General features: G+C 55.2%; 11 protein-coding genes. 8 read left to right on the top strand and 3 right to left on the bottom strand.

Annotation, left to right across the window (positions count from 1 at the left end; genetic code table 11):
* Nucleotides 1–163: 163 nt before the first annotated feature.
* The gene (locus tag AC2FH8_RS01610; RefSeq protein ID WP_496687851.1) at nucleotides 164–712 is read left to right on the top strand and encodes a peroxiredoxin; all 549 of its coding nucleotides are present in this window, start codon (nucleotides 164–166) and stop codon (nucleotides 710–712) included.
* A gap of 46 nt (nucleotides 713–758) precedes the next feature.
* On the opposite strand, the gene AC2FH8_RS01605 is transcribed toward AC2FH8_RS01610, so the two are convergent.
* Complete coding sequence (locus AC2FH8_RS01605; protein ID WP_496687848.1) at nucleotides 759–1679, bottom strand: hydrogen peroxide-inducible genes activator; 921 nt, start codon at nucleotides 1677–1679, stop codon at nucleotides 759–761.
* A gap of 52 nt (nucleotides 1680–1731) precedes the next feature.
* A complete protein-coding gene (locus tag AC2FH8_RS01600; RefSeq protein ID WP_271946820.1) occupies nucleotides 1732–2835 on the bottom strand; it encodes a DUF6456 domain-containing protein in 1104 nt (367 codons plus the stop codon).
* A gap of 241 nt (nucleotides 2836–3076) precedes the next feature.
* Here AC2FH8_RS01600 and AC2FH8_RS01595 point away from each other — a divergent pair, with 241 nt between their 5' ends.
* A complete protein-coding gene (locus tag AC2FH8_RS01595) occupies nucleotides 3077–3385 on the top strand; it encodes a DUF6477 family protein (RefSeq protein ID WP_142634139.1) in 309 nt (102 codons plus the stop codon).
* Here the strand turns inward: AC2FH8_RS01595 and AC2FH8_RS01590 are convergent.
* Nucleotides 3378–4922 (bottom strand): trimethylamine methyltransferase family protein, encoded by a 1545-nt coding sequence (locus tag AC2FH8_RS01590; RefSeq protein WP_496687845.1) that lies wholly within the window; start codon nucleotides 4920–4922, stop codon nucleotides 3378–3380. The two genes, AC2FH8_RS01595 and AC2FH8_RS01590, sit on opposite strands and share 8 nt — an antisense overlap.
* Nucleotides 4923–5198: 276 nt before the next feature.
* On the opposite strand from AC2FH8_RS01590, the gene guaA reads away from it, so the two are divergent.
* The 6 genes from guaA to AC2FH8_RS01560 all read left to right on the top strand — a co-directional run bounded on the left by guaA (nucleotide 5199) and on the right by AC2FH8_RS01560 (nucleotide 12009).
* The gene (guaA, locus tag AC2FH8_RS01585; RefSeq protein WP_142634143.1) at nucleotides 5199–6758 is read left to right on the top strand and encodes a glutamine-hydrolyzing GMP synthase; all 1560 of its coding nucleotides are present in this window, start codon (nucleotides 5199–5201) and stop codon (nucleotides 6756–6758) included.
* Between the two features lie 96 nt (nucleotides 6759–6854).
* Nucleotides 6855–7754 (top strand): DMT family transporter, encoded by a 900-nt coding sequence (locus AC2FH8_RS01580; RefSeq protein ID WP_496687843.1) that lies wholly within the window; start codon nucleotides 6855–6857, stop codon nucleotides 7752–7754.
* A 125-nt stretch (nucleotides 7755–7879) separates the two neighbouring features.
* Nucleotides 7880–9004 (top strand): OmpP1/FadL family transporter, encoded by a 1125-nt coding sequence (locus AC2FH8_RS01575; RefSeq protein WP_142634147.1) that lies wholly within the window; start codon nucleotides 7880–7882, stop codon nucleotides 9002–9004.
* Between the two features lie 232 nt (nucleotides 9005–9236).
* Nucleotides 9237–10109 (top strand): ATPase, encoded by an 873-nt coding sequence (locus AC2FH8_RS01570; protein WP_142634149.1) that lies wholly within the window; start codon nucleotides 9237–9239, stop codon nucleotides 10107–10109.
* A 39-nt stretch (nucleotides 10110–10148) separates the two neighbouring features.
* Nucleotides 10149–11066 (top strand): homoserine O-acetyltransferase MetA, encoded by a 918-nt coding sequence (gene metA / locus AC2FH8_RS01565; protein ID WP_142634151.1) that lies wholly within the window; start codon nucleotides 10149–10151, stop codon nucleotides 11064–11066.
* A 58-nt stretch (nucleotides 11067–11124) separates the two neighbouring features.
* Complete coding sequence (locus tag AC2FH8_RS01560) at nucleotides 11125–12009, top strand: alpha/beta fold hydrolase (protein WP_496687840.1); 885 nt, start codon at nucleotides 11125–11127, stop codon at nucleotides 12007–12009.
* Nucleotides 12010–12021: the final 12 nt, after the last annotated feature.

Here is a 12021-nt window from a genome sequence, read left to right as displayed (position 1 = left end):
ACTTTGACGTCTCAGGGCCAAAATTCTAAATAATTTCCTATTATTAACTGCAACTTACGCGTTGTCAGGTAAATTCTGACGCACCTGGAACATCCGCCATTGAAGCGGATTTGGAATCCTTTTAATTCCACGAAAACCGTACGTGATTCACAGGAGTTCGATCATGAAGTCTGGCACCAAACTGCCCGAAGTGACCTTTCACACCCGCGTCCGAGACGCCTCTGTCGAAGGACCAAACCCCTTCCGCTGGGAAGACAAGACCACGGCGGACTATTTCGCAGGAAAGCGCGTGATTCTGTTCTCACTGCCTGGCGCATTCACCCCGACATGTTCGACCTATCAGTTGCCCGGTTTTGAAAACGGCCACGCAGATTTCAAAGCCGCAGGTGTGGACGAGATCTATTGCATGTCCGTGAATGACAGCTTTGTCATGAACAAATGGGCACAGGATCAAGGCCTGAAAAACGTCAAAGTCATCCCTGATGGCTCAGGCGAATTCACACGTAAAATGGGCATGTTGGTCGACAAAGATAATCTAGGCTTTGGCATGCGGTCCTGGCGCTATGCGGCCATCATCAATGACGGCATCGTAGAAGCCTGGTTTGAAGAGCCCGGACTGATGGATAACTGCCCCGAGGACCCCTATGGCGTTTCGTCACCGGAAAACCTGATGAAACATCTAAACGAAGTCAAAGAGCCGGAACTGGCCTGAGTTCGTCCTCAACAGAAAAGCCCGCTTCAGGCGGGCTTTTTTGTGACTAGCGCGTTTGCGTGACAATGCTCTCGCCGACGGTGCGAATGGTATCCGCCAGGCTTTCGAACCAATCTTCCTGCGAGGTAGAAGATCGACGAACTAGCCCCACTGTCCTTGCCGGCTGCGGCGAGGCAAATCGCATCAGCTTAAGACCCGGTACCGCGTCGGATTCGGAACGGGCGGCAAGCTCTGGCATGAGCGTCAATCCAAACCCTTCGGCAACCAAACGGGATAATGTCGCCAAAGACGAGGCACCCATGTTAATCAGACCGCTGCTGCGGTCCTGACCACAAACCTCCAGGGCCTGATCCGTCAGGCAGTGCCCATCATCCAGTAGCATAAGCTGTGCATTTTGAAGGTCCAAAGGGCGCAAACGCTCTGTATCGCTGGAAAAATTGCGCAACCGTGCCGAACTTCCAGCCAATAAGAACCGATCCTCGAACAAGGGAAATTCGAACAATTCGCTTCCCCCGGAGGGCAGCGCGACCACACCTGCGTCGATCTCACCAGCGCGCAGCATCGTCAACAGGCGCTCTGTCCGCGCTTCGCGTATCTGCACTCTCAAAGAAACATCGGCCGCCCTTAACCCCGCCAGAACACCTGGCAGAACATAGGGCGCAATCGTCGGGATTATTCCGATCGACAAAGACCGATGCCCGCTTGAGTGATCCTTGGCAAATTGGTCGAGCCTGTCCGAGGCACCAAGTATCTGACGCGCATATTCGAGCACATCCCGCCCCAAAGGGGTAAGCAATATGTCACGGGCCTTACGCTCGAACAGGGCACCACCGAGGGTTTCTTCTAACGCCTTGATCTGAACCGATAATGCCGGTTGCGAAACGTTACACATCTGTGCCGCCCGCCCAAAGTTGCGCTGTTGCGCAACAGCGTTAAAGTATAGGAGCTGTCGAAGGGTAAAGTTCATAACCCCTAGCTATCACTCCACCCTGAAACCGCAACCAAAACCGATCAAAGCGTTATCCGATCATACGGCTGCGCTCTTCCTGATCCTGGTAATGACGTTTCAGGCGCTGTAATGCGATACGCAAAACGATTTTGCCGGACCGCGCTGACCACCCCATTCGCTTTTCCGCCAATTCCAACCCTTCCAGATAGCAACAGCAGCGCAAAGCCACGTCGCTCAGCCCCGGTCCAAGGTCAGACAATGCACGCTCTACGCGGTCGCGCGCTTCTGAAGAACCCCGGTTGCCAGTGTCGCCGCTTCCAAAACTTCCGCGCCCACCGGCAGTCAGGAAATGGTCCCAGTTCTGTGCAACCTGAGGTCCGATCTGAGCCAGTTCAAAATCCTCGCGCAGGCGCTCTCCTGCCCCGACAAGTGCTTCATCTAAAAACGGCTTTCCATCCCGATCCCGACGCCTTGCCAGGGCGATCAGCGGGCTTTCTGCGGCGCTATAGCGCATTCTTCTGGGACGTTCTGGATGGGCGCGGTTTGTCGTCGCGTGAGAGGGCGCCCCATGAAACGAAGAAGGCGCTTCTGCCATTCCATGTTCGTTGCGAGACCTTGCCTGGTTCTCGAAATCGGCCATTAACTGGCTCAGTGCCGTGCGGCCCGCGCTGGTAATCCGGTAGCGCGATATCCGGCCTGGGTTGTCGCAGGAAATCCAATCCTTCAACGCCAACGCCTGTGCGATCCTGCAATCAACCACTGCAGTTCTGGTCGCAGCGGCTTCGCCGGTATCGCGCACCACCACTGCTTTGTTCATTTCTTCAGCGACAGCCAGGACCGAACCGGTCTCACACAGTCTGCGCAGTACCCTTAGGGCCTCGTGGTTGAATTCTTCTTTTTCGACGTGTGAATTATGACTGAACGCTGAAACCGTGCGATCAGAAGCATCATTGACCGAAAAATGTTCTTCGGCCAACGACTGCAAAGCCGCATCCACCAATGGATCGTCACGACGCATCTCAATTCGGCGGATTTGTCTAAGAATGGTCGAAGCATGGCACCCCGCAGATCGCGCAATATCGCGGATCGACTGGCCGGTTTCTGTGTGGGCCAGGTATCGCTGTGCCCCCTCAGGTACCCAAGCCGGAATGGTGAAAGCCATGTTGTTTTCCATAGTTCTGTGCCCTCATCGACGAAACAATCTGTTCTCTATCGCCCCCGGTGACTTTGTTAACCAATTCTAACTAGAGTCGCTTTCGTTACTCGTTCGTTAACTGCCGGAGGTGATGACCAGATTTCATTCAAATTCATAAACACTCATGAAGCGAGAGTTCGGGGAGAACCCGATTAAGGCAACACCCGCTTAGGTTGTGTAACAAATTGGGCAACATTAATCCGACAAGTGGAGCCCAAAGATGCAGGACCTGATGACCATGATTTCCGCCCTTCGCCGCCCCCGCCTATTGGCGCGGGCAGCCAAACACGGCGCGCAGGACTATGATCGGGACCGCCACCTGCAACGCATACTTGGGTACGGATCGCTACCTGGGTCGGGTGCGGCGCTGATGCGTTTGATGGATATTGAACGAGAGGTTAACGCGCAGAGACTGGCAGAAGATGCAGGCTATTCGCTGGTCCGTCATTTGGACCTTCTGATCGCGCTATTGGGTGAGGCGCAGCTGTACAAAGCCAGCCGCGCCTCACAGTTTTCAGTTATCAGCTGAAAGCGTCCGGCATAGAGGCCTTTTTCTTTTCAACATATTCGGTCAAAGCGCTGTGAATTCCCGGGTCGAGTTCCGGTTGCTTGTAGTTGGCAATCAAATGCTCGACCCGAGACGAGGCCAACTGACGCGTATCGCGCGCGCCCTCGTCTTCCCAGGTTTCGTAAGGTTTGTAGTCCAGCAGGTCGGACTTCCAGAACGCCTCTTTGAAGTTTGCCTGCGTATGGGCACATCCCAGATAGTGGCCACCCGGGCCGACCTCGCGGATTGCGTCCATGGCCTGGGCGTTTTCATCATAGGCGACACCTTTGGCCAGACCGTGCAGAACGCCAAGCTGATCTGCGTCCATGACGAACTTTTCAAAGTCCGCAACCAGGCCGCCTTCAAGCCAACCGCAGGAATGCAGCATGAAGTTCACACCCGCCATCAGCCCCATGTTCAGCGAGTTCGCGGTCTCATAAGCGGCCTGCGCATCGGGCAGTTTCGAGCCACAGAAAGACCCGGCTGAGCGGAACGGCAGACCCAGACGCCGCGCCAGCTGTCCCGCACCATAGGTAACCATTGACGCCTCGGGTGTGCCAAAGGTTGGCGCGCCTGAGTTCATGTCGATCGACGAAACGAAAGCACCAAAGATAGCAGGCGCTCCCGGGCGGATGATCTGACTGTACGCGACACCGGCCAAAACTTCGGCCAGAACCTGTGTCAATGTCCCCGCTATCGAAACCGGCGCCATCGCACCACCGACGATGAACGGCGAGATGATGCAGGCCTGATTATTCCTGGCGTAGACTTCCAGCGACCCCATCATCACATCGTCGAAGGTCATCGGCGAGTTGATGTTGGTCAGCGAAGTCATGACCGTGTTTTCCTGAACAAACTCTTTGCCGAACAGGATCTCACACATTTCCACCGAATCCTGAGCGCGGCTGGGATCGGTGACCGAGCCCATGAATGGCTTGTCCGATAAGGTCATATGCGCCATCAGCATGTCCAGGTGACGCTTGTTCACCGGAACGTCTGTGGGTTCGCACACAGTACCGCCCGAGTGGTGCAGCCACTTTGACATGTAAGCCAGTTTCACGAACTTGTTGAAATCTTCCATGGTCGCATAGCGACGGCCACCTTGCGCATCACGCACGAACGGAGGGCCATAGACCGGCGCCAGAACCAGATTGCGACCGCCGATGACCACGGACTTTTCAGGGTTTCTTGCGTGCTGCGTGAACTCGCTTGGCGCAGTTTTGATCAACTCGCGCGCAAGGCCGCGTGGGATGCGCACCCGTTCGCCATCCACATCGGCGCCCGCGTCTTTCCAACGTTCCAGCGCCGCAGGGTTGTCGACAAAATTGACGCCGACTTCGGCCAGAAGCGTTTCCGCATTTGTTTCGATGATCTGCAACGCTTCTTCGTTGAGAACCTCGAAATTCGGAATATTGCGTTCGATGTACTTTGCGGTCTCGATACGAACCGCTGTACGTTCGGCCCGGCGGGCAGCGCCACCGCCACCTCTCGCCCTGCGCCGGGTGTTTGCCTCTGTCATGAGAAAATCCCGTATCAGTTGTTGAATTTACATGTGTGTTACAGGAACCCGCCGCAATGGCAGTCGTGGATAACGGCGCTATAGGGGAAAAAGCGACAAAATGTCGGGGACAACCGCCACAAATAACCCAGCACATGTTTTTAAAGTCGCGCGGGTCTTCGTCATTCGTTTCGAGACCGACCACCAGACTAGCGGGCCCTAACCGCGACTAACTGGCGTGTCTATACCACTTGAAATCCCTTGCGCTTATCATCTTCGCAACCTAGTAGCAGACCCATGACCCAAGACACCCATGACCGCCTTCTGATCATCGACTTCGGCAGCCAGGTAACGCAACTGATTGCGCGCCGCCTGCGCGAGCTGAATGTCTATTGTGAAATCCATCCTTATCAGAATGTTACGACGGACTTTGTTCGGAAAATGGCCCCAAAGGCCGTTATTTTCTCGGGCGGTCCCGATAGCGTGACACGAGAAGGGTCTCCGCGGGTCCCGCAGGAAATCTTTGACATTGGCGTTCCCATCCTTGGTATCTGCTATGGCCAGCAAGTGATGATGCACCAGTTGGGCGGCAAGGTCGAAAGCGGCCATGGCACCGCAGAGTTCGGCCGCGCCTTTGTGACCCCCAAAGGCCAACTGGATATTCTCGATGGCTGGTTCACCGACGGCGATGAACAGGTCTGGATGAGTCACGGCGACCATGTCAGTGAAATCGCGCCGGGGTTTCAGGTTTATGGCACCTCGCCCAACGCACCGTTTGCGATCACCGCAGACACGTCCCGCCATTTTTATGCAGTTCAGTTCCATCCCGAGGTGCACCACACACCAAAGGGCGCCAAGCTTTATGAGAATTTTGTAAAGCTCGCCGGGTTCAGCGGCGATTGGACCATGGGTGCCTATCGCGAGCAGATGATCGCGACAATCCGCGAACAAGTGGGCGATAAACAAGTGATCTGCGGTCTGTCCGGAGGTGTCGATAGTTCGGTCGCGGCGATCCTGATCCACGAGGCGATTGGCGACCAGCTGACCTGTGTGTTCGTTGATCACGGCCTGTTGCGCAAGAACGAGGCTGACGAAGTCGTCGGCATGTTCCGCGACAACTATAATATTCGGCTTATCCACGCGGATGAAAGCGATCTGTTCCTAGGTGAGCTTGAGGGGCAAAGCGACCCGGAAACCAAGCGCAAGATAATTGGCAAGCTGTTCATCGACGTGTTCCAGAAACATGCCGACACGATCGACGGGGCGGAATTCCTGGCCCAAGGTACCCTCTACCCTGATGTGATCGAATCCGTTTCGTTCTCGGGCGGGCCTTCGGTCACGATCAAAAGCCACCACAATGTTGGTGGTCTGCCAGAGAAAATGGGCCTGAAACTGGTCGAGCCGCTGCGCGAACTGTTCAAGGACGAGGTCCGCGCATTGGGACGCGAGCTGGGTCTGCCCCAAAGCTTTATCGGCCGCCACCCCTTCCCCGGCCCTGGTCTGGCAATCCGTTGCCCCGGTGAAATCACCCGCGAAAAACTAGATATCCTGCGCGAAGCCGATGCGATCTATATCGACCAGATTCGCAAACATGGGCTTTATGATGATATCTGGCAGGCCTTCGTGGCGATCCTGCCGGTTCGAACCGTCGGCGTCATGGGTGATGGCCGCACGTACGACTATGCCTGCGCCCTGCGGGCAGTTACCTCAGTCGACGGAATGACCGCCGACTATTACCCGTTCAGTCATGAATTCCTGGGTGAAACCGCCACCCGGATCATTAATGAGGTCAAAGGCATCAACCGATGCACCTATGACATCACGTCGAAGCCTCCGGGCACAATCGAGTGGGAATAAAAACAAGCCGGGCCAGCGCCCGGCTTTTTTGTTTCTGCGTCACAAATATTTGGTTACCAATCAACATTGTAGAACTCCTAGTGCGCGAGCAACTCAATGGAAAGCAGCAAACCCCAAATCGGCAAAGCCGCGCTGTGGATGATCGGGGCGATCGCATCCTTTACGTCTATGGCCGTGGCCGGACGTGAGCTGAGCGTCACCCATGACACCTTTGAAATCATGTTTTATCGCAGCCTGGTCGGCATGTGCGTGGTCAGCCTTGTCCTGACGGTTACGGGAAAGTGGCATCAGGTATCGACCGAACGGATTGGCCTTCACGGGGTACGAAATACCCTGCATTTCACCGGTCAGAATCTCTGGTTCTACGCTGTTTCCGTGGCACCACTGGCACAGGTCTTTGCACTTGAGTTTACGCAACCGATCTGGGTGATCCTGCTGTCCCCGATGCTGCTGGCCGAGCGGTTGACAGTCGTGCGGGTCCTTTCAGCACTTATCGGTTTTGCTGGTATCCTTATAGTCGCACGACCGGGGGCTGTTCCGTTAAGCGCAGGAATTGTCGCCGCCGCGATGTCGGCGGTGTTCTTCGCTTTGACTACAATTTCCACCAAAAAACTCACGCATTCTGCAAGTATCGGGTGCATCATGTTCTGGCTGACCATTATGCAGGCCGGTCTTGGGCTGGCAGTCTCTGCGATCGACGGAGAACTTGCGTTACCAACAATGGCAACCGCGCCTTGGCTTTTGCTTGTAGGACTTGCGGGCCTATTAGCGCATTTCTGCATTACGAATGCACTCTCAATCGCACCGGCTACGGTTGTGATCCCATTCGATTTTGCGCGCCTTCCTACAATCGCCATTGTCGGTATGCTTTTCTATCATGAGGCGCTCGATCAGTGGACGCTTGTCGGGGCTGCTGTCATTTTTTTGGGTATCTTCCTTAATGTTCAGTCGGAAAACCGTAACAGTTTAGCAACAGATTCTCGCAACACTCACTAAGGGTAACGCTCAGTCACCCGTTGACCAGCTATTGTTGAACGAGTGAAATCCACCTGTAAGAATAACTCGGTTGTGCGCAGACACCACAAATTCGCGCAACTTAGCCATATAATTGGGAGGAATGGATGAAGAAGACGCTTCTACAGGCGTGTGCTTTGTGCGTGGGCGCAACAAGCATTCAAGCCGGTGGTCTGGACCGTAGTGGACAGGGAATCAATATCATTTTCGAAGAGGGATCCGTGGTCCAGCTTCGTCTTGGATATGCATCACCCGACGTAAGCGGTGAACAAAATGGCGTAGAATCAGGTGATGTGTCGAATGCTTTCTTCTCACCGGGCCTGGCTTACAAACGTTCATTTACTGACAAACTGGACTTTGCGCTGATCTATGATGAACCATTCGGTGCGGATATTGGGTATTCCGCCGACTATCCCCTGTCGCAGAATCCAACTGCAGCGTTTGGAGGACGCAGCGGGATTCTGAGGGCCAGCGCTGATGTCGACTCCCTCACCGCATTGCTGCGCTACAAGCTTGACGGTGGCTTCAGCGCCATTGGCGGTATTCGCGCGCAACGTGCTAGCGCAAAAGTCGTTGTACCGGCAGCAGCCGGATACGAATTTGACGCGGACGCCGATACTGACTTTGGTTATCTCGTCGGGGTTGCCTGGGAAAAACCTGAAATCGCAGCTCGGGTTTCGCTGGTCTACAACTCCAAGATCACTCACGATCTGTCGTCGACCGAGTCGTTCAACGTAGTGCCGCCCGTCCCCGCCGGGTTGCAAACAATCGATGACACGACCAGGGTCGAGACACCGCAATCCATCAACCTGGATTTCCAGACCGGGGTTGCCCCAAAAACGCTGGTGTTCGGATCGATCCGCTGGGTTGACTGGCCTCAGACAGTAGTGGCACCTGCCGCCTATGTCGGGATCGTTGGGGACAACCTCGTCGACTTTGACGACGACACATTCACCTATACTCTTGGAATGGGATATCAGTTCTCAGAAGCTTTTTCTGGCGCGATATCCACATCTTACGAAAAGTCGAATGGTACCGAAGTATCAAACTTGGGGCCGACTGACGGTTTCTGGAGCATTGGCGTAGGCGGTACTTACACCGTGGAAAATGCTCAGATCTCGGGCGGTGTCCGTTATACGGACATTGGCGATGCGACAACCACCACGGGTGGTGAATTCAGCGGCAACTCTGCCTGGAGCGTCGGCCTTCAGTTGACCTACTCTCTGAACTGATCAGCGGCAAAACTGTTCACAAGGCTCCGCCCTCCGGCGGAGCCTTTTTTGCATAGATCCGCATGATCACGAATTGAGATGATGCGGTCCTGCGTGGCAAGGAACAGATATCTACTCCCATTCTGGCATAACGAAACCTGTGCCCAAGACTGTTGGTTCTAAACAACCGCGCACGCGCGATTGACGCCGCCTCCCACCCGTTTTAGCAAGGTCGGAAAAGGGATAGTGGACAATGATCTACAACTCGGCAAAAGACTGGCGGGAAGCCGCGCGCAAAAAGGTGCTGTTTTTTGGCATGTCAGGCCTGGGAAAGACCTATGTGTCCAACGTTCTGCGCGATTCCGGGGACTGGTTCCACTATTCGGTCGATTACCGGATCGGCACGCGATACATGGGCGAGTATATCATCGACAACGCCAAAGCCGAGGCCATGAAGGTCCCTTTCCTACGTGACCTGCTGTTGTCTGATTCCATTTACATCGGATCAAATATCTCGTTCGAGAACTTGACCCCTGTCGCCGCCTATCTGGGAAAACCGGGCAACCCGGCACAGGGCGGCATGGAGCTGACCGAATATAAACGCCGTCAGGAACAATTCCGTTTGGCAGAAATTCACGCTCTGCTGGATACCGAGTATTTCGTGGATCGGGCGCAGAGATTGTACCAATACCCGCATTTCATTTGCGATACTGGCGGTTCGATCTGCGAATGGGTTGATCCCGACGATCCGCGCGATCAGGTCCTGACTGAGCTGTCGCGCCACACGCTGATGATTTGGATCAAAGGTGATGACGACCACACGTCCGAGCTGATCAGGCGCTTTGACCGTGCGCCCAAGCCCATGTCTTATCAGCCCGAATTCCTGACACGTGTCTGGGACGAATATCTGACCCAACAAGGCTGTTCCGCCGAACAGGTCGATCCCAACGCATTCATTCGCTGGACCTATGCCAAAGCTCTTGCGCACCGGCAACCGAGATACAGGGCAATGGCCGACAACTGGGGTCTGACGATCGCTGCCAGCGACATGCACAGTATTCGCGACGACGGTGATTTCGATGAGTTGATCGAACGTGCACTTGAGACCCGGCCAAAGCGCGATTAACTACGGCACTTACACTCTCAAACCAAAGGCTTGCATCCGATGCCGATCAAGATTCCCTCTGACCTGCCTGCATATGACGTTCTCACCAATGAGGGCGTCATGGTCATGTCCGAGGATCAGGCAATGCGTCAGGATATTCGCCCCCTTCGGATCGGGTTGCTGAATCTGATGCCCAAGAAGATTCAGACCGAAAACCAGTTCGCTCGCCTCATCGGTGCAACCCCACTGCAGATCGACCTATCGCTGATCCGTATGACCGAACATCGGACCAAAAACACCGCAGCCGAGCATATGGCCGAGTTCTACCGCCCGTTTCAGGAGGTAAGGGACCAAAAATTTGACGGCCTGATCATCACCGGCGCCCCGATCGAACATCTTGAATTCGAGGATGTCACCTATTGGGAAGAGATCAGCGAAGTATTTGACTGGACCCAGACAAATGTCCATTCGACCTTTGGCGTGTGCTGGGGCGGAATGGCGATGATCAACCATTTCCATGGGGTGCGTAAACATATGTTGGACGCCAAGGCTTTCGGATGTTTCCGGCACCGCAATCTGGCCCCCTCCTCACCGTTTCTGCGCGGGTTTTCCGATGATTGCGTCATCCCGGTCAGCCGGTGGACCGAGATGAAGCAGGCCGAAATCGACAACGCTACCGGCCTGACCACCCTGTTGGGAAGTGATGAGGCAGGCCCCTGCTTAGTCGAAGATAAGGACCATCGTGCGATCTATATCTTCAACCACTTTGAATATGACAGTGATACGCTCAAGCAGGAATATGATCGCGATATCGACAACGGCACACCGATAAACGTGCCGATGAACTACTATCCAGACGACGACCCCTCGTGCCGGCCTCAGAACAGATGGCGCAGCCATGCGCACCTGCTCTATGGCAACTGGATTAACGAAATCTATCAGACAACACCGTTCGATATGGATCAAATTGGTTCTTAAAACCATCATAGCTCTTGCCCTGTTGATTGCAGGCCTGGCCACCGTAACAACTTGGCGCGTGTCACGGAACGAAGCTGTAGCCGAGGCCAGTTTCCCACCCGAGGGTCAGCTGATCGACGTCGATGGAGTCAGCGTTCATGCCGTAGTCATGGGGCACGGGCCCGATGTCGTGCTGATCCACGGGTCCAGTGGCAACACTCGGGACATGACTTTTGCCCTCGCACCAATTCTGGCAGAAGATTTCCGTGTCATTGTTTTTGACCGGCCCGGACTGGGGTATTCCGACAGCTTCAATCCGGACGGAGAAACCCTTGAAGAACAAGCCGAAATCCTACGCCGTGCAGCTGTCAAGCTGGGCGCGGACAAACCCATTGTTGCAGGGCAAAGCTATGGCGGGTCGGTGTCGCTGGCCTGGGCGGTTACACAGCCCGAACACATCTCGGCGCTGGTGTTGATTGCCCCCGCCGCGATCCCTTGGGAAACGCCGCTGGATGGTTTCAACCGAATGGCCGCGACCAAGCCCGGAAACGCGCTTGTGCTGCCGTTGATCAACGCCTTTGTCCCCGATTGGTATGTCGAGCAGGCCCTAGACGGTGTCTTTTCCCCCCAAACTGCACCCGAAGGCTATGCCGAACATTTCGGCCCCGGGCTGACCATGCGCCCGGCTTCGATGCATGCCAACGCAATGCAACGCGCCAATCTGTTGGACGAAGTTCGTGCGCTGCAGCCGCGCTATAAGAATATTTCGGTCCCGACCGAGGTTGTGCATGGCACCGCCGACACAACGGTCGGGTTGGAATGGCATGCGGAACCCCTGATCGACCAAATCCCCGGCGCTGAACTGATTGAATTGCCGGGAATTGGCCATATGCCACAGATCGTTGCCGCACCCGAAGTAGCGACCGCAATCATCCGGGCTGCTCAGCGGGCGGGTTTGCGTTAATTCCGAGGCTAA

The organism is Ruegeria sp. CDSC025 (assembly GCF_059610805.1).
The sequence above is the reverse complement of the archived record's forward strand: the minus strand, read 5'-3'. Positions and strand labels throughout refer to the sequence as shown.

What these genes read in the sequence shown, in the direction of transcription:
- AC2FH8_RS01575 (WP_142634147.1), top strand. Translation starts at nt 7,880, where the DNA reads ATGAAGAAGACGCTTCTACAGGCGTGTGCTTTGTGCGTGGGCGCAACA.
- metA (WP_142634151.1), top strand. Translation starts at nt 10,149, where the DNA reads ATGCCGATCAAGATTCCCTCTGACCTGCCTGCATATGACGTTCTCACC.
- AC2FH8_RS01580 (WP_496687843.1), top strand. Translation starts at nt 6,855, where the DNA reads ATGGAAAGCAGCAAACCCCAAATCGGCAAAGCCGCGCTGTGGATGATC.
- AC2FH8_RS01590 (WP_496687845.1), bottom strand. Translation starts at nt 4,922, where the DNA reads ATGACAGAGGCAAACACCCGGCGCAGGGCGAGAGGTGGCGGTGGCGCT.
- AC2FH8_RS01605 (WP_496687848.1), bottom strand. Translation starts at nt 1,679, where the DNA reads ATGAACTTTACCCTTCGACAGCTCCTATACTTTAACGCTGTTGCGCAA.
- AC2FH8_RS01600 (WP_271946820.1), bottom strand. Translation starts at nt 2,835, where the DNA reads ATGGAAAACAACATGGCTTTCACCATTCCGGCTTGGGTACCTGAGGGG.
- guaA (WP_142634143.1), top strand. Translation starts at nt 5,199, where the DNA reads ATGACCCAAGACACCCATGACCGCCTTCTGATCATCGACTTCGGCAGC.
- AC2FH8_RS01610 (WP_496687851.1), top strand. Translation starts at nt 164, where the DNA reads ATGAAGTCTGGCACCAAACTGCCCGAAGTGACCTTTCACACCCGCGTC.
- AC2FH8_RS01595 (WP_142634139.1), top strand. Translation starts at nt 3,077, where the DNA reads ATGCAGGACCTGATGACCATGATTTCCGCCCTTCGCCGCCCCCGCCTA.
- AC2FH8_RS01570 (WP_142634149.1), top strand. Translation starts at nt 9,237, where the DNA reads ATGATCTACAACTCGGCAAAAGACTGGCGGGAAGCCGCGCGCAAAAAG.